This window comes from Cupriavidus nantongensis, from assembly GCF_041726985.1.
GTDB classification, from domain to species: Bacteria; Pseudomonadota; Gammaproteobacteria; order Burkholderiales; family Burkholderiaceae; genus Cupriavidus; species Cupriavidus nantongensis_A.
In genome coordinates, this window is the sequence record NZ_CP168303.1 from 817,621 (window position 1) to 838,449 (window position 20,829).

The 20,829-nt window shown below is 67.4% G+C and carries 22 protein-coding genes; 11 read left to right on the plus strand and 11 right to left on the minus strand.

Annotated features, from left to right (window positions below; translation table 11 throughout):
- Positions 1-100: 100 nt before the first annotated feature.
- From ACEI37_RS14815 to ACEI37_RS14825, 3 genes are all read right to left on the minus strand, one after another.
- On the minus strand, positions 101-259 hold the full coding sequence (locus tag ACEI37_RS14815) for a hypothetical protein (RefSeq protein WP_373379537.1): 159 nt from the start codon (positions 257-259) through the stop codon (positions 101-103).
- 287 nt (positions 260-546) lie between these two features.
- The gene (locus tag ACEI37_RS14820; protein ID WP_373379538.1) at positions 547-942 is read right to left on the minus strand and encodes a hypothetical protein; all 396 of its coding nucleotides are present in this window, start codon (positions 940-942) and stop codon (positions 547-549) included.
- A 153-nt stretch (positions 943-1,095) separates the two neighbouring features.
- Complete coding sequence (locus ACEI37_RS14825; protein WP_373379539.1) at positions 1,096-2,217, minus strand: sorbosone dehydrogenase family protein; 1,122 nt, start codon at positions 2,215-2,217, stop codon at positions 1,096-1,098.
- Positions 2,218-2,369: 152 nt separating this feature from the next.
- Between ACEI37_RS14825 and rpsP the strand changes: the two genes are divergently transcribed.
- The 5 genes from rpsP to ACEI37_RS14850 all read left to right on the plus strand — a co-directional run bounded on the left by rpsP (position 2,370) and on the right by ACEI37_RS14850 (position 5,470).
- Positions 2,370-2,621 (plus strand): 30S ribosomal protein S16, encoded by a 252-nt coding sequence (gene rpsP, locus ACEI37_RS14830; protein WP_373379541.1) that lies wholly within the window; start codon positions 2,370-2,372, stop codon positions 2,619-2,621.
- Positions 2,622-2,685: 64 nt separating this feature from the next.
- On the plus strand, positions 2,686-3,354 hold the full coding sequence (gene rimM, locus ACEI37_RS14835) for a ribosome maturation factor RimM (protein ID WP_373379542.1): 669 nt from the start codon (positions 2,686-2,688) through the stop codon (positions 3,352-3,354).
- A 42-nt stretch (positions 3,355-3,396) separates the two neighbouring features.
- Positions 3,397-4,179 (plus strand): tRNA (guanosine(37)-N1)-methyltransferase TrmD, encoded by a 783-nt coding sequence (gene trmD, locus ACEI37_RS14840; protein ID WP_373379543.1) that lies wholly within the window; start codon positions 3,397-3,399, stop codon positions 4,177-4,179.
- A 74-nt stretch (positions 4,180-4,253) separates the two neighbouring features.
- Positions 4,254-4,646: a 50S ribosomal protein L19 gene (gene rplS, locus ACEI37_RS14845; protein ID WP_115662753.1), complete on the plus strand. Its 393-nt coding sequence runs from the start codon at positions 4,254-4,256 to the stop codon at positions 4,644-4,646.
- A gap of 143 nt (positions 4,647-4,789) precedes the next feature.
- Positions 4,790-5,470, plus strand: a complete 681-nt coding sequence (locus ACEI37_RS14850) for a CoA pyrophosphatase (protein WP_012352118.1) — start codon at positions 4,790-4,792, stop codon at positions 5,468-5,470.
- A 195-nt stretch (positions 5,471-5,665) separates the two neighbouring features.
- Here the strand turns inward: ACEI37_RS14850 and ACEI37_RS14855 are convergent, their stop codons facing one another.
- Positions 5,666-6,514: a sulfurtransferase gene (locus ACEI37_RS14855; RefSeq protein WP_373379545.1), complete on the minus strand. Its 849-nt coding sequence runs from the start codon at positions 6,512-6,514 to the stop codon at positions 5,666-5,668.
- Between the two features lie 208 nt (positions 6,515-6,722).
- Here ACEI37_RS14855 and dnaE point away from each other — a divergent pair, with 208 nt between their 5' ends.
- Positions 6,723-10,238: a DNA polymerase III subunit alpha gene (gene dnaE / locus ACEI37_RS14860; protein ID WP_373379546.1), complete on the plus strand. Its 3,516-nt coding sequence runs from the start codon at positions 6,723-6,725 to the stop codon at positions 10,236-10,238.
- 27 nt (positions 10,239-10,265) lie between these two features.
- Here the strand turns inward: dnaE and ACEI37_RS14865 are convergent, their stop codons facing one another.
- Both ACEI37_RS14865 and ACEI37_RS14870 read right to left on the minus strand, forming a co-directional pair.
- A complete protein-coding gene (locus ACEI37_RS14865) occupies positions 10,266-11,336 on the minus strand; it encodes a glycosyltransferase family 4 protein (protein ID WP_373379548.1) in 1,071 nt (356 codons plus the stop codon).
- A gap of 47 nt (positions 11,337-11,383) precedes the next feature.
- Positions 11,384-12,148 (minus strand): glycosyltransferase family 2 protein, encoded by a 765-nt coding sequence (locus ACEI37_RS14870; RefSeq protein WP_373379549.1) that lies wholly within the window; start codon positions 12,146-12,148, stop codon positions 11,384-11,386.
- Positions 12,149-12,217: 69 nt separating this feature from the next.
- Here ACEI37_RS14870 and ACEI37_RS14875 point away from each other — a divergent pair, with 69 nt between their 5' ends.
- The 3 genes from ACEI37_RS14875 (at position 12,218) to msbA (ending at position 15,057) form a co-directional block, all read left to right on the plus strand.
- Positions 12,218-12,463 carry a hypothetical protein gene (locus ACEI37_RS14875; RefSeq protein WP_373379551.1) on the plus strand — a complete coding sequence of 82 codons (246 nt, stop codon included), beginning with the start codon at positions 12,218-12,220 and terminating at the stop codon, positions 12,461-12,463.
- Complete coding sequence (locus tag ACEI37_RS14880; RefSeq protein WP_373379552.1) at positions 12,460-13,233, plus strand: glycosyltransferase family 25 protein; 774 nt, start codon at positions 12,460-12,462, stop codon at positions 13,231-13,233. Before ACEI37_RS14875 ends, ACEI37_RS14880 begins: the two co-directional genes overlap by 4 nt.
- A 99-nt stretch (positions 13,234-13,332) precedes the next feature.
- Entirely contained in the window at positions 13,333-15,057 is a 1,725-nt protein-coding gene (msbA, locus tag ACEI37_RS14885) for a lipid A export permease/ATP-binding protein MsbA (RefSeq protein WP_373380263.1), read from the plus strand.
- Positions 15,058-15,130: 73 nt separating this feature from the next.
- On the opposite strand, the gene waaC is transcribed toward msbA, so the two are convergent.
- Positions 15,131-16,108, minus strand: coding sequence for a lipopolysaccharide heptosyltransferase I (gene waaC, locus ACEI37_RS14890; protein WP_373379554.1), 978 nt, complete (start codon positions 16,106-16,108; stop codon positions 15,131-15,133).
- A 179-nt stretch (positions 16,109-16,287) separates the two neighbouring features.
- On the opposite strand from waaC, the gene ACEI37_RS14895 reads away from it, so the two are divergent.
- Positions 16,288-16,878 carry a peroxidase-related enzyme gene (locus tag ACEI37_RS14895; protein ID WP_373379555.1) on the plus strand — a complete coding sequence of 197 codons (591 nt, stop codon included), beginning with the start codon at positions 16,288-16,290 and terminating at the stop codon, positions 16,876-16,878.
- Between the two features lie 30 nt (positions 16,879-16,908).
- On the opposite strand, the gene ACEI37_RS14900 is transcribed toward ACEI37_RS14895, so the two are convergent.
- Positions 16,909-17,418, minus strand: a complete 510-nt coding sequence (locus ACEI37_RS14900; protein WP_062797404.1) for a hypothetical protein — start codon at positions 17,416-17,418, stop codon at positions 16,909-16,911.
- Positions 17,419-17,719: 301 nt separating this feature from the next.
- Between ACEI37_RS14900 and ACEI37_RS14905 the strand changes: the two genes are divergently transcribed.
- Complete coding sequence (locus tag ACEI37_RS14905) at positions 17,720-18,049, plus strand: hypothetical protein (RefSeq protein ID WP_373379556.1); 330 nt, start codon at positions 17,720-17,722, stop codon at positions 18,047-18,049.
- 67 nt (positions 18,050-18,116) lie between these two features.
- On the opposite strand, the gene rng is transcribed toward ACEI37_RS14905, so the two are convergent.
- The 3 genes from rng to rlmH all read right to left on the minus strand — a co-directional run bounded on the left by rng (position 18,117) and on the right by rlmH (position 20,795).
- Complete coding sequence (gene rng / locus ACEI37_RS14910) at positions 18,117-19,583, minus strand: ribonuclease G (RefSeq protein ID WP_373379557.1); 1,467 nt, start codon at positions 19,581-19,583, stop codon at positions 18,117-18,119.
- A gap of 86 nt (positions 19,584-19,669) precedes the next feature.
- Positions 19,670-20,284: a nucleoside triphosphate pyrophosphatase gene (locus ACEI37_RS14915; RefSeq protein WP_373379558.1), complete on the minus strand. Its 615-nt coding sequence runs from the start codon at positions 20,282-20,284 to the stop codon at positions 19,670-19,672.
- A gap of 31 nt (positions 20,285-20,315) precedes the next feature.
- The gene (gene rlmH / locus ACEI37_RS14920) at positions 20,316-20,795 is read right to left on the minus strand and encodes a 23S rRNA (pseudouridine(1915)-N(3))-methyltransferase RlmH (RefSeq protein WP_022533932.1); all 480 of its coding nucleotides are present in this window, start codon (positions 20,793-20,795) and stop codon (positions 20,316-20,318) included.
- Between the last annotated feature and the right edge of the window lie 34 nt (positions 20,796-20,829).

Below are 20,829 nucleotides of genomic sequence, written 5' to 3' on the forward strand. Positions count from 1 at the left end.
GCCGGCACGGGAAGTGGCGGCACAAGAGTACCGGCCGGCCCACATTGTACGCCGGCAGTCAGGGCAAGGAAGGGAAGTGCGTCAAAAGGCGCCAGCGGCGCTAATGCCAGCCGCCGGCGATCAGGCCGCGGATAAAGGCCGAGGCGTGCTCGCTGATATGGGTTTCGCTGTAGAGAACCACGGTCAGGATGCCCATGAACAGGATCGACAGCGATAGCTGGCCCGCGTGTTCGGCCAGGTCGCTAAGCAGGGGTGACATGACAGACCTCACAGAATTATTGTCATTCTGGAGGCTGCGCCCGGGCCGTCTTGGTCGGGTCCCGGCAGGAGGTGTCGGGCAGAGGCAGGTCAGTTCGATTGCCGTCCGCACATGACGGCACGCTGTGAGCCCCGGACAGCGCCGGGCGGCAGCCTGTGCGCGCGCCCCGTATCGGGGCACACACTTAAGTAGAGACAGGCCGGGCGGGGGCGGAGTTCCGCAGCGAGGGGCGGGGCGCGGTATTAAGCTGCCGGGGAGCAGCCGCCAGGAAGCGGCGCCTGCTGCGATCAGCGGCCGTTGTCGCGGCCGCGCGCCTGCCAGCCGGGGCCGATCTGGCCCTGGCGCGGGTCGTTGCGGGCGTCATTGGGAGGATTGCGTTCCTGGCCGCGGCCACGGTTGTCGTCGCGGGCGCCGGCGAGCGCGGCGCGGCGGCCGCTGAGGCGGTCGTCGGCGCGGGCGCGCGCCTCCATCCGGTCGATCTGCGCCTGCACGTGTTCACGGCTTTCGGCGCGCACGCTGGCCATCTGCCAGCCATCGCCGGACTGGATCCGGGCGGGCCGGCCATCGGAACGGACTTGTTGCCAGAACGCGACCTGGGCATGGCTGGCGCCTACCGCGCCGACCAGGCCCGAGGCCACCAGGATGCCAGCCACCAGGTCGCGCAGGAGAGAGCGGGTGAGCATGAGGATTCCCAGGGTCCTGTCGCGCTGTGTTGCTGTTGGAAGATGGGTTCATGGTACGCATGGGGCATCGGGGCGCCTATGCCAATCCCGTTACCGGTGTAACGGATTGTTTCGCCCGCACAAAGCCGCGCCGGGCGGGGCTTTCAGCCGGATTCAGGGCTGGTAGCGGATGCGGTAAATCGCCCCTGCGTGATCGTCGCTGACCAGCAGCGAACCGTCCGGCGCGACCAGGACATCGGCGGGACGGCCCCAGGGCCTGCCGCCGCGCAGCCAGCCCTGTGCGAACACCTCCTGGCGCACGGCCTTGCCGGCGCCGTCCAGCACCACGCGGACCACGCGATAGCCGGAAGGCTCGCTGCGGTCCCAGCTCCCATGCTCGGCGATCAGGACGTTGTTGCGGTAGTCCGGCGGGAATTGCGTGCCGGTGTAGAAGCGCATGCCGAGCGCGGCGACGTGCGCGCCCAGGCGAGCCACTGGCGGCACGAATTCGGAGCAGGGGCGTTTGCCGCCGAATTCCGGGTCGGCGACGTTGCCGGCATGGCAGTACGGGTAGCCGAAATGCTGGCCGGGCGCGGTGACGCGGTTCAGTTCGTCGTCGGGCACGTCGTCGCCCATGCGGTCGCGGCCGTTGTCGGTGAACCACAGTTCGCGCGTGGCGGGGTGCCAGTCGAAGCCGACGGTGTTGCGCACGCCGCGCGCCATCACCTGCAGGCCGGTGCCGTCGGGCTTCATCCGGACGATGTTGGCATAGCGGGTTTCGTCGGGCTCGCACACGTTGCACGGGGCGCCGGTGGCGACGTACAGGTATCCGTCCGGGCCGAAGCCGATGAATTTGCCGCCGTGGTGGCCGTCGGACGGGAAGCGGTCGCTCACCACCCTGGGCGCGGGCGGCTGGTCCAGGCGGGACTCGATCTGGTCGAGCCGCACGATCCTGGAGACCGAGGACGCGTACAGGCTGCCCTCATGGAAGGCCACGCCGAGCGGATTGCGCAAGCCGGTGGCCACGGTGCGCACCCGCGGGCGCGTGCCGAGCGCATCGCTGACCGCATAGACCTTTTCGCTGCGCGAGCCCACGAAGAGCGTGCCGGACGGCGACATGGCCATGGCGCGCGCGCCCGGCACGTCGTCGGTCAGCACCTCGATGCGGAAGCCGGGCGGCAGGCGCAGCTGGTCCAGCGGCAGCGCGGCCAGCGCGGACTGGCCCGTTGCCAATACCATCAGCGCCAGCAGCGTACGCGGTACCATGCCAGCCATGAAGTGCAGAGCGGGGCGCATGTGTGCCCTCCTGTCGCGGTTTTTGCCACGATGCCTGCGCCGCGTTCACGCGTCAACCACCTAAGTGTTTGTTTGGCCTCGGGAATTGGGCTATACTCTTGCGTTTCGTGTTCGAACGCCCTTGAACACCCCGTTTTCTGAGGAATCATTCCATGGTCGTTATCCGTCTGGCTCGCGGCGGCAGCAAGAAGCGCCCGTTCTTCAACATCGTCGCCACCGACTCGCGCAACCGTCGCGATGGTCGTTTCATTGAGCGCGTTGGTTTCTACAACCCGCTGGCAACCGAAGGTGAAGAAGGCCTGCGCCTGTCGCAAGACCGCCTGGCCTACTGGCAAGGCGTCGGCGCCCAGCTGTCGCCGACCGTTGCCCGCCTGGTCAAGCAAGGCGCCAAGGCTGCTGCCTGATTGCCGCATGCAACGCGCCCTGCCTCGACCGGCGGGGCGCGTTTGCATTGGAACACGCGCACACGTGACTGAGCGAAAGCAGGGCGCCCAGCGGCCGTCGAAACTGCCGCTGAACCGGCCGCAGGCCGAGCCCGCCAAGGCGCTCAGGCTGCCTGCGGCGCTGCAGTATGCCGAGCCCCTGCCGGAAGACCTGGTGGAGGTCGGCTATGTCAGCGCTGCCTATGGCATCCGTGGCTGGATCAAGGTCCAGCCGCATGCCGACGATGCGTCGGCGTTGCTGCACGCCCGCCGCTGGTGGTTGCTGAGCCCGCCGCAGGCGGGGCTGGTGGCGGCCGGCGCGGACCGGGCCGAGCCCGTCTGCGTCAAGATTGCGCAGTCGCGCGAGCACAGCGGTACCGTGGTGGCACAGGCTGCCGGCGTGGCCGACCGCAATCTTGCGGAAGCGCTGCGTGGCCGTCGCGTGTGGATCCGGCGCGCGGATTTTCCGGCGCCGGAAGAAGATGAGTTCTACTGGGTTGACCTGATCGGCTGCAGCGTCAGCAACGAGCAAGGCGAGTTGCTGGGCGAGGTGTCCGGGCTGATCGACAACGGTGCCCACCAGATCCTGCAGGTTGCCTTCGTGCAGCCCGACGGCAAGGCCGGCGAACGGCTGATTCCATTTGTCGACGCGTTCCTGCGCACGGTGGATATCGCCGGCAAGCGCATCGTGGTGGACTGGGGGCTCGATTACTAAGCAGTGCCTGCGCAGTTGCGGGATAAAGAAGGGAGAGAGCGGATGCAGTTCGACGTGATCACGCTGTTTCCCGAAATGTTTCGTGCGCTGACCGACTGGGGCATTACCAGCCGGGCGGCCAAGCAGCAGCGGTATGCGTTGCGCAGCTGGAATCCGCGCGATTTCACCGTCGACAACTACCGTACCATCGATGACCGGCCCTATGGCGGCGGTCCCGGCATGGTGATGCTGGCCAAGCCGCTGGACGATGCCATCGATGCCGCGGTGGCGGCGCAGGCGCAGGCCGGCGTGCCGCGGCCGCATGTGGTGCTGATGTCGCCGCAGGGCAAGACGCTGACGCATGCCAAGGTCATGGAGCTGGCGCAGCGCCCGGGCCTGGTGTTGCTGTGCGGCAGGTACGAGGCCATCGACCAGCGGCTGATCGACCGCCGCGTGGACGAGGAAATCAGCCTCGGCGATTTCGTGCTGTCGGGCGGCGAACTGCCGGCGATGGCGCTGATCGACGCGGTGGTGCGCCACCTGCCCGGTGTGCTGGGCGACGCGCAATCGGCGGTGCAGGACAGCTTTGTCAACGGCCTGCTGGATTGCCCGCACTACACCCGGCCGGAAGAATATGAAGGCGTGCGGGTCCCCGACATCCTGCTCGGGGGCCATCATGCCGAGATTGAAAAATGGCGGCGCCAGCAGGCGCTGGCCAATACCGCGCGCAAGCGCCCCGACCTGATCGAGGCAGCGCGCGCACAAGGTTTGCTGACCCGTGCCGACGAGAAATACCTGTCGGAATGGGCGGCGAAGGAAGGGCGGGGGGAAACTCCCGCCAGGTAAAACCCCATCCTCTGCCGGGGCCCGGGAAGTCCTGGGGCATACAACGCCGGCACGATGGTTACGGAGAAGAAACGATGAACCTCATCGAACAGATCGAGAAGGAAGAGATCGCGCGCCTGACCGCGAACAAGACCATCCCCGCATTCGCGCCCGGCGACACCGTCGTCGTCAGCGTCAACGTGGTCGAAGGTAACCGCAAGCGCGTGCAGGCCTACGAAGGCGTCGTGATTGCCAAGCGCAACCGCGGCCTGAACTCGTCCTTCATCGTGCGCAAGATCTCGTCGGGTGAAGGCGTGGAGCGTACGTTCCAGCTGTACTCGCCGCTGATCGCCGGCATCGAAGTGAAGCGCCGCGGCGACGTGCGTCGCGCCAAGCTGTACTACCTGCGCCAGCGTTCGGGCAAGTCCGCACGTATCAAGGAAAAGCTGGTGTCGAAGGCCGCTGTCGCTGCCAAGGCTGCGCAGTAAGCCGGACATGCCGGCCGGGGCGACCCGGCCAGCGTTTCCTCAGGAAGGGCACCCCAGGGTGCCCTTTTTGCATGGGGGCGCGGGTCCAGGGCCGCGCTTTGCTGCGTCGCCAGATGGCGCGCTTCTGTCATACTTGCGATGTTATGCGTCCCGCCTTCGATCCCGAATCCCTTCCCGTCATCGATACCGACCTGCGCAACGGTGCGCTGAGCGCACCGCGCCTGCAGGTCGACTTCATCCGGCACCGCTTCCAGGCCCCGCCGGCGTGGGCGCCCGAGCTGACCGACGAATCACGGGTCTACGATCGCAGCCGCGGGCTGCGCGATGCCGCGGTGCTGGTGCCGCTGGTCGAGCGCAGCGATGGCCTGACGGTGCTGCTGACGCAGCGCAATGCCAACCTCAGCGCGCATGCCGGGCAGATCAGCTTTCCCGGCGGTCGGCAGGAGTCGTGGGACGTCAACCGCATCGACACCGCGCTGCGCGAGACCGAAGAAGAAGTGGGGCTGGCCCGCGACTATGTCGAGGTGCTGGGCGCGCTGCCGGATTACATCACCGGCACCGGCTTCCACGTGAGCCCGGTGGTGGGCCTGGTGCGCGATGGCTTCACGCTGCGGCCGGACGCCTCGGAAGTGGCCGATGTGTTCGAAGTGCCGCTGGCCTTCCTGATGGACCCGTCGCATCATGAGCGGCGCCTGTTCCGCTGGGTTGACGGCGAACGCATGTTCTACGCCATGCCCTATCCGCGCGAGAACGGCGGCCAGCGCTTTATCTGGGGTGCCACCGCAGGCATGCTGCGCAACCTCTACCACCTGCTGGCGGCCTGAGCCACCACCTTTGTCGTTCCCGCGCAGGCGGGAACCCAGTGACTTTATCCCGCAGGGAACGGGAACGACGCTGGATTGCTCGCTGCCGCTCACCCTGCGGGCCGTCCTCCGGACGTCCAATGCGCACCCGCGCATTGTCCCGCCTGCGCGGGAATGACAGTAGAAGGTGATGCGTTATCGGAGCTGCATTACCGCTTAAGCCGCCGCCCGGTCCTTGCCGCCGATGCAGTGCGGGCAGCTCTTGCCGACCACATAGTGCGGGCTTTGCTGCTGCTCGGGCGTGACCACGGCGCGGCAGGCAAAGCACTGTCTGGGCCCGGCCGGTTCCAGGCTGGGGTTCAGCGCGGTGCGGTAGTCGAAGACGAAGCAGTCGCCGCGATAGTGGCTGCCACCGACCTCCTCGAAGTACTTCAGGATGCCACCCTCTAGCTGGTAGACGCGCTCGATGCCGACTTCCTGCATATGGATCGCGGCCTTCTCGCAGCGGATGCCGCCGGTGCAGAACGAGACCACGGTCTTGCCTTCCAGCTCGGCCTTGTGCGCGGCGACGGCGTCGGGAAATTCGCTGAACTTGGCGATGTCGTACTCGACCGCGTTGTCGAAGGTGCCGACCGCCACCTCGAAGTCATTGCGCGTATCGAGCATCAACACCGGACGGCCTTCGTCGTCGTGCCCCTGGTCCAGCCAGCGCTTCAGGTCCACCGGCCGCACCGATGGCGCGCGGCCCGCCTCGGGGCGGATCAGCGGCATCTTCATGGTGATGATTTCCTTCTTGGCGCGCACCAGCATGCGCTTGAAGGGCTGGTGGTCCGACAGGCTTTCCTTGGGCGCGATATCGGCAAAGCGCGCATCGGCATGCAGCCACGCCATGAAGCCGTCGATCGCTGCGCGCGGGCCGGCCAAAAACATGTTGATGCCTTCCGGCGCGAGCAGGATCGTGCCCTTCAGGCCCGCCGCCTCGCAGCGCTCGCGCATGGCCGGGCGCAGGGTCTCGATGTCGTCCAGCGAGACAAACTTGTAAGCGGAAATATTGACGATCTGCATGGGAAACTGCGCCGGCGCGGCGGCCTCCCGAGGGGCGCCGAAAGCTTGCGATAACTGCCTGATTGGAAAGGCGAAATTATAGCGTGCGCGCAGGCTTCCCGCGGCGCATTCCCCAGCACGCTCATCAGCTTTGCGCCGCCGGGCACCGCCTTCCGTGGCACGCAACATTGGCGGCATGCCGGCGGGCCGAGCCGGTACAATGTCGCCCATGTCTGCACCCCGCTTCGTACACCTCCGCCTGCATTCCGAATACTCCATCGTGGACGGCATTGTCCGCCTCGATGATGCCGTCAAGGCCGCCGCCGCCGATGGCATGGGCGCGCTTGCCCTGACGGATCTTGCCAACGCCTTCGGCCTGATCCGCTACTACAAGGAAGCGCGCGGCAAGGGCGTGAAGCCGGTGGTCGGCGCCGACGTGTGGCTGACCAACGCCGAGGACCGCGACAAGCCCGCGCGCCTGCTGCTGCTGGTGCAGGACCGGCGCGGCTACCTGAACCTGTGCATGCTGCTGTCGCGCGCGTGGCTGGGCAACCAGTACCGCGGCCGCGCCGAGATCGATCCGTCGTGGTTCCTGGAGCCCGGTGAAGACGACATGCCACTGGCCACCGGGCTGATCGCGCTGTCGGGCGCGATGGGTGGCGATATCGGCATGGCCCTCGCCAACGGCAATGCGGATGGCGCGCGCCGTGCCGCGCAGCACTGGGCTTCGGTGTTCCCGCAGCGCTTCTATATCGAGTTGCAGCGCGCCGGCCATGCCGGCACTGACGCCTACGTGCAGCAGGCGGTGCAACTTGCGGCAGCGCTGCAGCTGCCGGTGGTAGCGACGCATCCGGTGCAGTTCATGACGCCGGACGACTACACCGCGCACGAGGCGCGCGTCTGCATCGCCGAGGGCGAACTGCTGGCGAACCCGCGCCGCACGCGGCGCTTCACCACCGACCAGTACTTCAAGACCCAGGACGAGATGTGCGCGCTGTTCGCCGACATCCCGTCGGCGCTGGAGAACGCGGTCGAGATCGCGCGCCGCTGCAACCTGACGCTGGAGCTGGGCAAGCCGCGCCTGCCGCTGTTCCCGACGCCGGACGGCATGTCGCTCGACGACTACCTCGTCTTCATGGCGAAGGACGGGCTGGAGAAGCGCCTGGCGGTGCTGTTCCCCGACGAGGCGGTGCGCGAGGCGAAGCGCCCCGAATACTACGCACGGCTGGAGTTCGAGACCGGCACCATCATCAAGATGGGCTTCCCCGGCTACTTCCTGATCGTGGCGGACTTTATCAACTGGGCCAAGAACAACGGCGTGCCGGTGGGCCCGGGCCGCGGCTCGGGTGCCGGTTCGCTGGTGGCGTATGCGCTCGGCATTACCGACCTGGACCCGCTCAAGTATGCGCTGCTGTTCGAGCGTTTCCTGAACCCGGAACGGGTCTCGATGCCCGACTTCGATATCGACTTCTGCCAGCACGGCCGCGATCGCGTGATCACCTACGTGAAGGAGAAGTACGGCAAGGACGCGGTGTCGCAGATCGCCACCTTCGGCACTATGGCCGCAAAGGCCGCGGTGCGCGACGTGGGGCGCGTGCTCGACCTCGGCTACGGCTTTGTCGACGGCATCGCCAAGCTGATCCCGTTCAAGCCGGGCAAGCTGGTCACCATCGAAGAGGCCAAGAAGGAAGAGCCGCTGCTGACCGAGCGCGAGCGCAACGAGGAAGAAGTGCGCCAGCTGCTGGAGCTGGCGCAGCGCGTCGAGGGCATGACCCGCAATGTCGGCATGCACGCCGGCGGCGTGCTGATCGCGCCGGGCAAGCTCACCGACTTCTGCCCGCTGTACACGCAGGGCGCGCAGAACGACGGCATGAGCGGCGTGGTCAGCCAGTACGACAAGGACGACGTCGAGGCCGCCGGCCTGGTCAAGTTCGACTTCCTGGGACTGACCACGCTGACCATCCTGGACTGGGCCGAGCGCTATATCCGCCGCCTCGACCCGAGCAAGGCCGACTGGAACTGCAGCCATATCCCGCTCGACGACGGCCCTGCCTTCGACATCCTCAAGACCGCCAACACGGTCGCCGTGTTCCAGCTGGAAAGCCGCGGCATGCAGGGCATGCTGAAGGATGCCAAGCCTGACCGCTTCGAGGACATCATCGCGCTGGTGGCGCTGTACCGCCCGGGCCCGATGGACCTGATCCCCAGCTTCTGCGCGCGCAAGCACGGCCGCGAGAAGGTCGAGTATCCAGATCCGCGCGTCGAACCTGTCCTGAAAGAGACCTACGGCATCATGGTCTACCAGGAGCAGGTGATGCAGATGGCGCAGATCATCGGCGGCTACTCGCTCGGCGGCGCCGACCTGCTGCGCCGCGCCATGGGCAAGAAGAAGCCCGAGGAAATGGCGCAGCACCGCGTGATGTTCCGCGAGGGCGCCGACAAGAACGGCCTGTCCGCGCAGCAGGCCGACGACATCTTCGACCTGATGGAGAAGTTCGCGGGCTACGGCTTCAACAAGTCGCACGCGGCCGCGTATGCGCTGCTGGCGTACTACACCGCGTGGCTCAAGGCCCACCATCCGGCCGAATTCATGGCAGCCAACATGTCGCTGGCCATGGACGACACCGACAAGGTCAAGATCCTCTACGAGGACTGCAAGCTCAACAAGATCGCGGTGCTGCCGCCGGACGTCAACGCCAGCGAATACCGCTTTGCACCGACCGACCCCAGGACCATCCGCTACGGCCTGGGCGGCATCAAGGGCAGCGGGCAGGGCGCGATCGAAGACATCCTGCGCGCGCGCGAAGAGGGTGGGGCGTTCAAGGACCTGTTCGACTTCTGCGAGCGGGTCGACCGCCGCCAGGTCAACCGCCGCACCATCGAGGCGCTGATCCGCGCCGGCGCCTTCGACAGCCTCAACGACAACCGCGCGCAGCTGCTCGCGTCGGTGCCGATCGCGATGGAAGCCGCCGAGCAGAAGGCCGAATCGGCCAACCAGGTGTCGCTGTTCGACCTGATGGGCGACGCCGGCGATGCGCACCGCCCGGAGCTGCTCGACGAGCCGCGCTGGAGCCCCAAGCGCACGCTGCAGGAGGAAAAGCAGGCGCTCGGCTACTACTTCTCGGGCCACCTGTTCGACGCCTACCGCGACGAGGTGCGCCGCTTCAACAAGGGCACGCTGGCCGGGCTGGAAAAGGAAGTGCAGGGCAACGGCGGCGGCTTCGGCCGCGACGTGCGCGGCAAGACCATTGCCGGCGTGATCAGCGGCATGCGCACGCAGATGACTCAGCGCGGCAAGATGCTGATCGTCACGCTAGACGACGGCACCGGCCTGGTCGAGATGACCGTGTTCAATGAGGTCTTCGACGCCAACCGGCAGATGTTCCGCGAGGACGAGCTGCTGATCGCCACCGGCAACGCGCGCCACGATACCTTCACCGGCGGCGTTCGCTTCACCGCGGAATCGGTGATGGACCTGGTCGCCGCGCGCGTGCGCTTTGCCAGCGCGGTGCGGCTGTCGATGAACGGCAATTCGTCGACCGGCATGCTGCGCGAGCTGCTGATGCCTCACCTGGCGCGTGCCAGCGGCGCTCAGGGCCTGCCGGTGCGGATCCGCTACGAGGCGAAGTCCGCCAGCTGCGAGGCCATGCTCGGCCCCGACTGGCAGGTGGTGCCTTCCGATGAGGCGCTGACGGCGCTGCGGCAGGTGCTTTCGGCGGACGCTGTCAACACGGTCTACGAATAAGCGCCTGCGTTCCTGCGGCGCGGTACGTCAGGAGTGCCGCGCGGCGCGCGCATCGGCAGCGAGCCGCAGCAGGGTGTCGACATGGGGTTCGATGCCGGGGTCGTAGTCGAGCAGCGCCAGCGGGTTCGCCAGCCGCGCCTGGCCGCTGCGCACCGACTCCACCGCGGCGCGGATGGCATGGTCCAGGGTCTCGCTGCGCTCGCGCGAGAACGCATGCACCGCCTGCGGCCGGATCACCTCCAGGCAGGCGATGTTGTCGGCAAACACCAGCGGCGTGCCGCACAGCACGGACTCCACCCCCACCAGCCCGAACGGCTCATAGCCCGATGCCAGGATGGTGAAATCGGCGGCGCGGTAGAGCGCATCGATGCGGCTGCTGTAGCCCAGCTCGCGCACGCGCGCGATGGTGCGCCCGACCGGGCGGCCGGCCACCGCCAGCGTGATCGGCAGGTCCGAGCGCGAGAAATAATCGGCGAGCAGGTCGAAGCCCTTGCGCGCATGGCCCGATGACGGGAACAGGAACACGATCTCGTCGTCGCCGAAGCCGAATTCGCGCCGCAGCGCCGCGCGCGCAACGTCATCGACCGGTGTGAAGCGCTGTGTGTCGACCGGCGGGTAGACCAGCTCGACGCGCTCGGGCGCGATCCCGTACAGCTCGATCACTTCGCGCCGCATCAGCGCGGAATGCGCCACCACGCGGTGCGCGCCGGCATATTGCGCGCTTTCGAGATCGATCTGCCACTGGTCCGAGCGCCGCGCCGGCGTGCCGCGCGCGGCGAGATAGCCACGATGCGTGCCGCCGCAGATGGCGATATCGGAACCGCGCACGCGGTTGCAGCCGATCAGCACTTCGCCGGCGTCGCGCAGCCCCTGCAGCCGCCACGAGAAATAGCGGTCGCGCAGCTTGCCCGGCAGCCACGACACCACGATGCGATGCGCGGCGACCCCGGCGGACGTCGCCACGCCGGCGTCGAAGCGGCGCGCGTAGACCGAGACTTCGGTACCGGCGCGCTTCGCCATGGCGCTGCTGATGTCGAGCGCGTAGCGCTCCAGGCCGCCGCCGGCGCCGAAGCGATTGCAGGAGATGCCAACTTTCATCGATCGAGAAGATAAGGGTGGGGCGGCGCGCGGCCGCGTCGGGCGCCTCAGCCGGCGGCCTTGTTTTCGGCGGCGGCGTGCAGCTGCGCCAGCTTGGCGTACTTGTAGTAGCTGGCCTGCGCATTCATCAGCGCGACGCCGAAGCCGGCGCCGCCGTCGAGAAAGCCGCGCTTGAGCAAATAGGTGCGCACGAACGCCCACAGGCCGTGGCCCGCCGCCGACGCGACCGAACTGCGCTTGCCGCGGGCATAGGCCTGCTGCGCGCCGGCGCTGGAATAGCTGTCGATCTTGCGCAGCACGTCCGACAGCGAGCGGTAGCTGTAGTGCACCAGCGGCTCGCGCAGCCGCGTGACGGGGTCGTCCACCTTCAGATGTTCGTGCACGAGATCATCGGTGAAGCGGCCGCGGCCGTTGCGGAAGACCCGGGTGACGTAGTCCGGATACCAGCCGGCGTGGCGCACAAAGGTGCCGCAGAAAGCGGACAGGCGCGGCAGCGCCAGCGCCCGGGCGTCGTTCTGCTGCAGTTGGTTCAGGATTTCGTCGCGCAGCGCGGGAGTGACGCGTTCATCGGCGTCCAGGCTGAGGATCCAGTCGCCGCTGGCGGCCTGGACCGCGCGGTTTTTCTGCGGGCCGAAACCTGGCCAGTCGTCGGTCTGGATCACGGTGGCGCCGGCGGCACGCGCGATCGCCACCGTGTCGTCCGTGCTGGCCCAATCCACTATAATCGCCTCTTCGCACCAGGACACGCTTTCAAGGCATTGCCCGATATTGTGAGCTTCATTCCTGGTAATGATGACGGCGGAGACTTTCATGGAACGTAGGGGCGCGCCCCGTCCGGGCCAGGCCGGCCAGCCGCCGGCGTCGCCGTCAGCCGGGCGCTGATGGAAGAGCGCGTATTCTACCGCACCGGCGCAGTGGCCCCGCGGCCGCCTGCCTTCGATTTGCCGGTGCGCGCCGCGCGCGCCGAAGCCCAGATCTCAGTTGCCAAATTGATGACACGAGCACATTGGTCCCGATTCACAGGGATGGAAACGGTTTTATCCCTGGTGGCATGTGCCGCATCGATCGCCGCCGCATCGATCTCTCTTTCACGCCGGATCGGCCACGCACCGGCGGTGGCGGCATGATAGGCGCCTATGTGATCAATCTCGAAAGCGCCGGGGCGCGTCGCCAGCGCATTGCCGGCCAGCTGACGCGCCTGGGCGTGCCGTTCCAGGTGTTTGCCGCGGTGAACGGACGCGCGCTGGCCGAGGACGAGGTCGCGCGCCGCTACGATGCGCAGGCCGCCAGCACCAGCTACCGCCCGATGAGCCGCGGCGAGATCGGCTGCGCGCTGAGCCATCTGGGGGTCTACCGCAAGATGCTCGAGGACGGCGCCAGCCTGGCGCTGGTGCTGGAAGACGATGCACTGCTGGGCGATGACGTGCCGGCGGTGCTCGAGGCGCTGGCGTCTCAGATGGACCCAGCCCGCCCGGAGGTCGTGCTGCTGTCGCATGTCGACAAATTCACCCGTTGGGGCACCAGGCCGCTGGGCCCGCAGCGCAAGCTGGTGCGCCGCTATGGCGAATGGTGGCGCGCGCATGGCTATGTCGTCACCCGCGCCGCCGCCGAGCGGCTGGTGGCGGGGCTGCAGCCGACCTGGTGCGCCGCCGACTACTGGTCCGCATTCGAGCGGCGCGGGCTGGTCTCGGTGCGCGCCGTGGTCCCGTATTGCATCGGCCTGACCGAACTGGCCGAGGCCTCGTCGCTGGAAACGCACCGCGCAGACCTCGACGCCACCGACAAGGCGCGCCGCAGTGTCGGCTATTATCTGCGCCGCTATGTCTACCAGCGTTTCCTGTTCCAGGTCTTCGTCAGGCCCTTCCTGCGCGTCGCGCGCCAGAAGCGGCCGGGCTAGCGCCGCGCCCTGGTGCCGCAACGCCGCCATCACCCAGAAGAAAACCCAGTGACCACATCCAAACCGCCCATTTCGCCAGGTGCCGCCGTGCCGTCCAGCATGGCCAGCCGGCTCTGGTCTTACCTGCGCCCCGAGCTGCGCATCTTCATCGGCGCCATCCTCGCCATGGCGGTGGTGGCCGCCAGCGAAGGGGTGATCCCCAAGGTCGTCAACGACCTGCTCGACAAGGGCTTCGGCGGCGACTACGCCGGCACGCTGTGGCATGTGCCGGCGATCCTGACCGGCGTGGCGCTGATCCGCGGCGTGGCGCAGTTTGCCTCGGGCTACCTGCTCAACCTGATCTCGAACCGCGTGCTGCTGAAGATGCGGCTGCAGATGTTCGAGCGCCTGCTGCAGGCGCCGGCGTCGTTCTACCACCGCAATACCGCGGCGTCGCTGATCAACGCGGTGATCTTCGAGGTCAACCAGGTGCTGCAGATCCTGACCAGCGTATTCATCACGCTGGTGCGCGATTCGCTGACCGTGGTCGCGCTGCTGATCTACCTGTTCTACACCAACTGGCGCCTGACGCTGATCGTCGCGGTGATCCTGCCGGTGATCGGCTACCTGATGTCGAAGATCAACCGCCGGCTGCGCAAGCTCAACCGCGATCACCAGACCTATACCAACAATGCCGCCTACGTGGTCGAAGAGGCCGTGGGCGGCTACAAGGTGGTCAAGCTGCATGGCGGCGAGGCCTATGAGCTGCAGCGCTTCCGCACCGTGGCCGAGCGGCTCAAGAACTACTCGATGCGCATGGCGGTGGCGGGCGGGCTGAACCAGCCGGTCACGGCCTTCCTGGCGGCGCTGGCGCTGTCGGTGATCATCACCATCGCGATGGTGCAGGCGCAGGCCAACCAGACCACGGTGGGCGGCTTTACCGGCTTCGTGATGGCGATGCTGCTGCTGATCTCGCCGCTCAAGCACCTGACCGACATCAACCAGCCGCTGACGCGCGGCATCACCGCCGCCGAGATGATCTTCCGGCTGATCGACGAACCGGTCGAGCCGCAGGATGGCGGCAAGCCGCTCGGCCGTGCCCGTGGCGAACTGGCTTTCGAGCAGGTCGGCTTCCGTTACGGCGAGGCGCCGCGCGCCGCGCTCGAAGGCATCGACCTGCGCGTCAGCCCGGGCGAGGTGGTGGCGCTGGTGGGCCCGTCGGGCAGCGGCAAGACCACGCTGGTCAACCTGGTGCCGCGCTTCTTCGATCCGACTTCGGGGCGCATCCTGCTCGACGGCGTGCCGCTGACCGAGCTGGCGCTGAAGGACCTGCGCAACCAGATCGCCTTCGTCAGCCAGGACGTGGTGCTGTTCAACGACACGGTCGCGGCCAATGTGGCCTATGGCGCGCAGCCCGGCAGCGAGATCGACATGGCCCGCGTCGAGCGCGCGCTGGCGGCGGCCTACCTGACCGAAACCGTCAAGGGCCTGCCCGAGGGCGTGCAGACCAATATCGGCGACAACGGCATGAAGCTGTCCGGCGGCCAGCGCCAGCGCCTGGCGATCGCGCGCGCGCTGTACAAGGATGCGCCGATCCTGATCCTGGACGAGGCCACCTCGGCGCTGGACTCGGAATCGGAGCGGCAGGTGCAGGCGGCGCTGGAGGAGCTGATGAAGGGCCGCACCACGCTGGTGATCGCGCACCGGCTGTCGACCATCGAGAATGCCGACCGCATTGCGGTGCTCGACCACGGCCGCGTCGCCGAGACCGGCACCCACGCGGAGCTGCTCGCGGCCAATGGCCTGTACGCCGGGCTGCACCGTATCCAGTTCGCCAGCCACTAGGCGGCGGGGAACCATCAAGCAAAAAGGGCCGGCGCATTGGCGCCGGCCCTTTTTTAATTTCCGTGCCGGGGTTTCAGTTTGTCGCAGTGACCTTGGGCATCACTTCGTCGATGGCTGCCAGCACCTCGGCCCGCTGCGGCACCACGCCGCCGCCGCCCAGCGACACCGCGCGGCCCGGCGCATCGACGCCGTACAGGTGGCGCGAGGTGGTGGTGAACAGGATCACCGTGGGCCGGCGCAGCGCGTCGGCAATATGCACGAAGCCGGTGTCCATGCCGACCACCAGCGACGCCTTGCCCACCATCTGCGCCACGCCGGTGATGCTCAGGCGCGGCATCACCTCGGCGCCCGGCACGCTGGCGGCGATGGTCTCGGCTTCGAGGCGCTCGGCATCATTGCCCCAGGGCACCAGCACGCGCAGGCCGCGCGCCGAAATGGCGCTGCCGACGCTGATCCAGTCGGCCACCGGCCACTTTTTTTCCTCGCTGGAAGTGGCGTGGAACAGCATTGCGTACGGGCCCTTGGCGGCGGCAGCCGGCGTGTCCGCCGGCATTTGCAGGCCGTAGTCCATCTCCCGGGTCATTTCGTAGCCGAGCGCGCGGCTGACGGCGCGGCGCATGCGATTGCGCGCGCAATCCTCTTCCATGAACGGCTGGAACACATGGTTGTAGGCGAAGCGCGCGCCACTCTCGCCCAGCTCCTGCACCGGGTAGCCATAGCGACGGCGCGTGCGGGCGAGGAAGGTGACGATGGCGCTCTTGTAGACGCCGTGGACGTCCAGCACCGCATCGTATTTCTCGCGGCGCAAGGCGCGCAGGGCAGCGAAGATCTCGCGCAGGCCGGCCCAGCTGCGCGCCTTCTTGAAGCCGCGCAGCGGCGCGGCGATCACGCGATCGATATTCGGGTTCCAGCGCGGCACGTCGGCGCAGTAGGAGTCGGCGATCCAGTCGATCTTGACGCCGGGAAAGGCGCGCTGCAGGTCAGCCACCAGCGGCTGGGTGAACACCATGTCGCCGAGCGAGGTCAGCTTGACGATGAGAATGCGTTTCATCGGGAACAGTAGCGCGGTCAGGGGGGCCGCCTGGTTCGGAAGGTGCGTAGTATGCCTGATCCGGCCGGCATCTGTCCGTGCGACGCATGGGCGACATGCGGCCTGCCGGCTTGCGCGCGATCCGTTAGTATTGGTGCAGAAGCCTCACGACGATGACGCCAATCCAACCGGAGACCACCATGTCTGACACGGCATTCCCGATCAGCCGCTACGCCATCCCGCAGCTGGCCGACCTCCCCGACGATATCCGCACGCGCATCCTGGAAGTCCAGGAAAAAGCCGGCTTCGTTCCCAACGTGTTCCTGGCGCTGGCGCACCGTCCCGACGAGTTCCGCGCCTTCTTTGCCTATCACGATGCGCTGATGCTCAAGGACGGCGGCCTGACCAAGGGCGAGCGCGAAATGATCGTGGTGGCCACATCCGCCGCCAATCAGTGCCTGTACTGCGTGGTCGCGCATGGCGCGATCCTGCGCATCTACGAGAAGAAGCCGCTGGTCGCGGACCAGGTCGCGGTGAATTACCTGAAGGCCGACATCCCGCCGCGCCAGCGCGCCATGCTCGACTTTGCCATGAAGGTCTGCACCGCTTCGCATGAAGTCGACGAGGCCGATTTCGACGCGCTGCGCGCACATGGCTTTTCCGACGAGGACGCGTGGGATATTGCCGCGATCACGGCGTTCTTCGGCCTGTCGAACCGCATGGCCAATACCATCGGCATGCGCCCGAACGACGAGTTCTACCTGATGGGCAGAGTGCCGAAGGCGAAGTAGCGGCGCCGCGGTGCGGCGGCGCCGGAGGGCTCAGCGCACTTCGGCGCAGGCACCGCTCTTGGGATCGAACAGCACCGGCCACGCCTGCTCGTAGATGCCGGGCGTGCAGTACTTCTCGCAGCGGTTATGCGCCAGCGTGACGCGGCGCGGATCCTGCCACACCAGCAGCTTGCACTGGCTGCCGTCGATGGCCTGCAGCTCGATGTGCGGGGTCGCGCGGACCTGGCGGAACTGCACCAGGTTGAACTCGCAACTGCCGCGCCGCGATACCCACAGCTTCCATTTCAGCGCGCGCACCTCGTTGGCCGTGACGTCCATCAGCGCGTCTTCGCGGAAGCCGTCTTCCTCGGTGCGCTTGCAGGCTGCGGCAATGTTGATGACCTTGGGCGCGATCGGCGTGGCGCGCTCCTTGGGCGCCTCGGGGACTTCGACCCTGGCCTGGGGCGGCGGCGCGGGGGCGCGCCTGGCGATCGGCAATGGCGCGCACGCGACCGACAACAGGAGGGCCAGCACACAGGCCCCATGGTTCGTGGCGTTCATGCCGGACTCCTTGCTTGCCGACCGGCGGTGCCGCGGCGGAACAACTCGCGCGGACAGCCGGGCGCGGTCTCCGTGCGAAGACCGCTGACTACCTTCGTTTAGTTATAGCGGATGGCAAACGGAAATGGGCTAGGGCCATTACCGAGTCCGCAATCCCGCGTGCGCCAGCCATCGGACAACCGCCGTCGATGCATCGTGACGTTCGTGCTTACGCTCGCGGTTACGTAATTAAACAGCTTGAAACACTGCAGTGCGCGCACGCGTGCTAGCCTCGCCCCAACCTGTTCTTGCCCGTTCCGACATGAAGCCCCGTCTCCTGGTATCCCTCGTGGTCCTGCCCGTGCTCCTCGGCGCCTTCTGTGCCACCGCCCATGCCGACGACGACTGGGACGACGATGACCGTTACTATGGGCGGCACCATGGCCGCTATGACAAGGGCGACGACTACAAGGAAGAATTCTGGGTCGGCAACTGCAAGATCAAGCGCAAGTGGAAGGACAACGGCGAGTACAAGGAAGAGCGCAAGTGCAAGGACCGCCCGGTCGTGTACCAGGCGCCGCCGCCCCCGCCGGTGTATTACCAGCCCGAACCGGCGCTGGTGATCAGCCCGCACGTGGTGATCCGGCCGTAAAGCAAGACAGCCCGCCGGTCGGCGGGCTGTTTCGCTATGGCGGTGGCGGAAAAGCGCGCCGGCCGCTTCACATCAGGATGATGTCGTACTGCTCCTGGTGGAAGGTCGATTCCACCTGCAGCGAGATCGGCTTGCCGATGAAGTCGCCCAGCATCGCCAGGTGCTGGCTTTCTTCTTCCAGGAACAGGTCGATCACTTCCTGCGAGGCCAGGATGCGGAACTCGCGCGGGTTGAACTGGCGCGATTCGCGCATGATCTCGCGCAGGATGTCGTAGCAGACCGTGCGCGGGGTCTTGACCTGGCCCTTGCCCTGGCACACCGGGCATTGTTCGCACAGCACATGCGCCAGCGACTCGCGCGTGCGCTTGCGCGTCATCTCGACCAGGCCCAGCTGCGAGAAGCTGTTGACGGTGATGCGGGTGCGGTCGCGCGACAGCGCGCGCTTGAGCTCGGACAGCACCGCGTCGCGGTGCTCGACGTTCTCCATGTCGATGAAGTCGATGATGATGATGCCGCCGAGGTTGCGCAGCCGCAGCTGGCGCGCGATGGTGTGGGCCGCTTCCAGGTTGGTCTTGAAGATGGTGTCGTCGAAGTTGCGCGCGCCCACGTAGCCGCCGGTGTTGACGTCGATGGTCGTCATCGCCTCGGTCTGGTCGATCATCAGGTAGCCGCCCGACTTCAGGTCGACCCGCCGCGACAGCGCCTTCTCGATCTCGGCGTCGATATTGAACAGGTCGAAGATCGGCCGCTCGCCGGTGTAGTGCGACAGCCGCGGCAGCACCGCCGGCGTGTATTCCTTGGCGAACTCCAGCAGCATCTGGTAGTTCTCGCGCGAGTCGATCTGGATCACGCCGGTGGCGTCGTTGATGAAATCGCGCAGCACGCGCTGGGCCAGGTTCAGGTCCTGGTAGAGCAGGCTGGGCGCGGGCAGGGTGGTGGCGTTCTGGCGGATCGCGCCCCAGATCTTGCGCAGGTAGGCGATATCGTTGCCGAGTTCCTCGTCGGTCGCTTCCTCGGCGATGGTGCGCACGATAAAGCCGCCGCGCTCGTCGCCGGGCACCAGCCCCTGCACGCGGCTGCGCAGCGCCTCGCGGTCGACCTCGCCTTCGATGCGCTGCGAGATGCCGATATGCGGGTCCTGCGGCAGGTACACCAGCGTGCGCCCGGCGATGCTGACCTGGGTCGACAGCCGCGCACCCTTGGTGCCGATGGGGTCCTTGATCACCTGCACCATCAGCGCCTGGCCCTCGAACAGGGTCTTCTCGATGGCCAGCTGCGGGGTGGAATTATTGCGGTCCGGGTCGCGCGGATGCCAGATGTCGGCCACGTGCAGGAAGGCGGCGCGCTCCAGGCCGATGTCGATAAAGGCTGACTGCATGCCGGGCAGCACGCGCACCACCTTGCCCAGGTAGATGTTGCCGACCAGCCCGCGCGTGAGCGTGCGCTCGACATGCAGCTCCTGGACGGCGGCCTGCTGCACGATGGCGACGCGGGTCTCTTGGGGCGTGATGTTGACGAGTATGTCTTCAGTCATAGCGGGTGAAACGCGTCGCCGGTGGCCCGGCGGTAGAGGGTGGCCCGGCGCGGGGCCGGGTCTTGTCTGGGCACGGAAGCCGCGGCTCAGAACTGCAGGTGGGCCTGGCGAAGTAACGCGGCCGTCTCAAACAAGGGCAAGCCCATGATACCTGAATAGCTGCCTGCAATCCGCGCCACGAACTCGGCCGCGCGGCCCTGGATGCCGTAGGCGCCGGCCTTGCCCAGCGGCTCGCCGCTGGCGACGTAGCGCTCGATCTCGGCCCGCTGCAGCGGTCGGAAGGTGACTTCGGAAACCGACAGCGCATGGCGCATGCCGGTGGTCGACACCACCGTCACCGCGGTCAGCACGCGATGGGTGGTGCCCGCCAGCGCGCCCAGCATGGCCGCGGCGTCGGCGCCGTCGGCGGGTTTGCCGAGGATGCGGCCGCCGAGGCAGACCGTGGTGTCCGAGGTCAGCACCGGCGCGTCCGGCAGCGCGCGGCGTTCGCGGCGGCGCAGCGCGGCTTCGGCCTTGAGCGCGCACACGCGCTGGACATAGTCGTCGGGGCTTTCGCCGGGCAGTACCGCTTCGAGCGCTTCGGCGTCTTCGTCGTCGTCGGCCAGCAACAGTTCGTAGCGCACGCCGAGCTGGGTCAGCAGCTCGCGGCGGCGTGGGCTTTGCGAGGCGAGGTAGAGGTAGTCGTGCAGGGTGTCGGGCATCGCGGCGGGGGCCTTCCGGCGACGGCCGGAATCAGGCCCGATGATAGGGGTGGTTCTGCGTGACGGACCACGCGCGGTACAGCTGCTCGGCCAGCAGCACGCGCACCATGCCGTGCGGCAGGGTCAGGCTGGAGAGCCGGATCAGCGTGCTGGCGCGGGCCTTGAGCGCGGGATCGAGCCCGTCGGCGCCGCCGATCAGGAAGGCCACGTCGCCGCCCTCGCGCTGCCAGTCGGTCAGCTGCGCGGCCAGTTGCACCGTGGTGAAGTCGCGCCCGCGCTCGTCCAGCGCGACGATGCGGCATTGCTTCGACAGGCTGCCCAGCACCGTCTCGATGCGCGCGGCTTCGCGCTGCATCACGGTGGCGGCGTTATTGCTGGACGAGCGGGTTTCGGGCTTGACCTCGCGCAGCTCGATGCGCAGCTCGGGCGGCATGCGCTTGGCGTACTCGCTGAAGCCGGTTTCGATCCAGCCGGGCATCTTGTGGCCGACGGCCACGATCACCAGTTGCATGAGTCAGACGATGCGGTGATGCAGTGGGGCAGCG

Bases quoted from the DNA above. Each gene is read 5' to 3' on its own strand.
- ACEI37_RS14815 (WP_373379537.1), bottom strand. From the start codon at position 259: ATGTCACCCCTGCTTAGCGACCTGGCCGAACACGCGGGCCAGCTATCG.
- ACEI37_RS14820 (WP_373379538.1), bottom strand. From the start codon at position 942: ATGCTCACCCGCTCTCTCCTGCGCGACCTGGTGGCTGGCATCCTGGTG.
- ACEI37_RS14825 (WP_373379539.1), bottom strand. From the start codon at position 2,217: ATGCGCCCCGCTCTGCACTTCATGGCTGGCATGGTACCGCGTACGCTG.
- rpsP (WP_373379541.1), top strand. From the start codon at position 2,370: ATGGTCGTTATCCGTCTGGCTCGCGGCGGCAGCAAGAAGCGCCCGTTC.
- trmD (WP_373379543.1), top strand. From the start codon at position 3,397: ATGCAGTTCGACGTGATCACGCTGTTTCCCGAAATGTTTCGTGCGCTG.
- rplS (WP_115662753.1), top strand. From the start codon at position 4,254: ATGAACCTCATCGAACAGATCGAGAAGGAAGAGATCGCGCGCCTGACC.
- ACEI37_RS14850 (WP_012352118.1), top strand. From the start codon at position 4,790: ATGCGTCCCGCCTTCGATCCCGAATCCCTTCCCGTCATCGATACCGAC.
- ACEI37_RS14855 (WP_373379545.1), bottom strand. From the start codon at position 6,514: ATGCAGATCGTCAATATTTCCGCTTACAAGTTTGTCTCGCTGGACGAC.
- dnaE (WP_373379546.1), top strand. From the start codon at position 6,723: ATGTCTGCACCCCGCTTCGTACACCTCCGCCTGCATTCCGAATACTCC.
- ACEI37_RS14865 (WP_373379548.1), bottom strand. From the start codon at position 11,336: ATGAAAGTTGGCATCTCCTGCAATCGCTTCGGCGCCGGCGGCGGCCTG.
- ACEI37_RS14870 (WP_373379549.1), bottom strand. From the start codon at position 12,148: ATGAAAGTCTCCGCCGTCATCATTACCAGGAATGAAGCTCACAATATC.
- ACEI37_RS14875 (WP_373379551.1), top strand. From the start codon at position 12,218: ATGGAAGAGCGCGTATTCTACCGCACCGGCGCAGTGGCCCCGCGGCCG.
- ACEI37_RS14880 (WP_373379552.1), top strand. From the start codon at position 12,460: ATGATAGGCGCCTATGTGATCAATCTCGAAAGCGCCGGGGCGCGTCGC.
- msbA (WP_373380263.1), top strand. From the start codon at position 13,333: ATGGCCAGCCGGCTCTGGTCTTACCTGCGCCCCGAGCTGCGCATCTTC.
- waaC (WP_373379554.1), bottom strand. From the start codon at position 16,108: ATGAAACGCATTCTCATCGTCAAGCTGACCTCGCTCGGCGACATGGTG.
- ACEI37_RS14895 (WP_373379555.1), top strand. From the start codon at position 16,288: ATGTCTGACACGGCATTCCCGATCAGCCGCTACGCCATCCCGCAGCTG.
- ACEI37_RS14900 (WP_062797404.1), bottom strand. From the start codon at position 17,418: ATGAACGCCACGAACCATGGGGCCTGTGTGCTGGCCCTCCTGTTGTCG.
- ACEI37_RS14905 (WP_373379556.1), top strand. From the start codon at position 17,720: ATGAAGCCCCGTCTCCTGGTATCCCTCGTGGTCCTGCCCGTGCTCCTC.
- rng (WP_373379557.1), bottom strand. From the start codon at position 19,583: ATGACTGAAGACATACTCGTCAACATCACGCCCCAAGAGACCCGCGTC.
- ACEI37_RS14915 (WP_373379558.1), bottom strand. From the start codon at position 20,284: ATGCCCGACACCCTGCACGACTACCTCTACCTCGCCTCGCAAAGCCCA.
- rlmH (WP_022533932.1), bottom strand. From the start codon at position 20,795: ATGCAACTGGTGATCGTGGCCGTCGGCCACAAGATGCCCGGCTGGATC.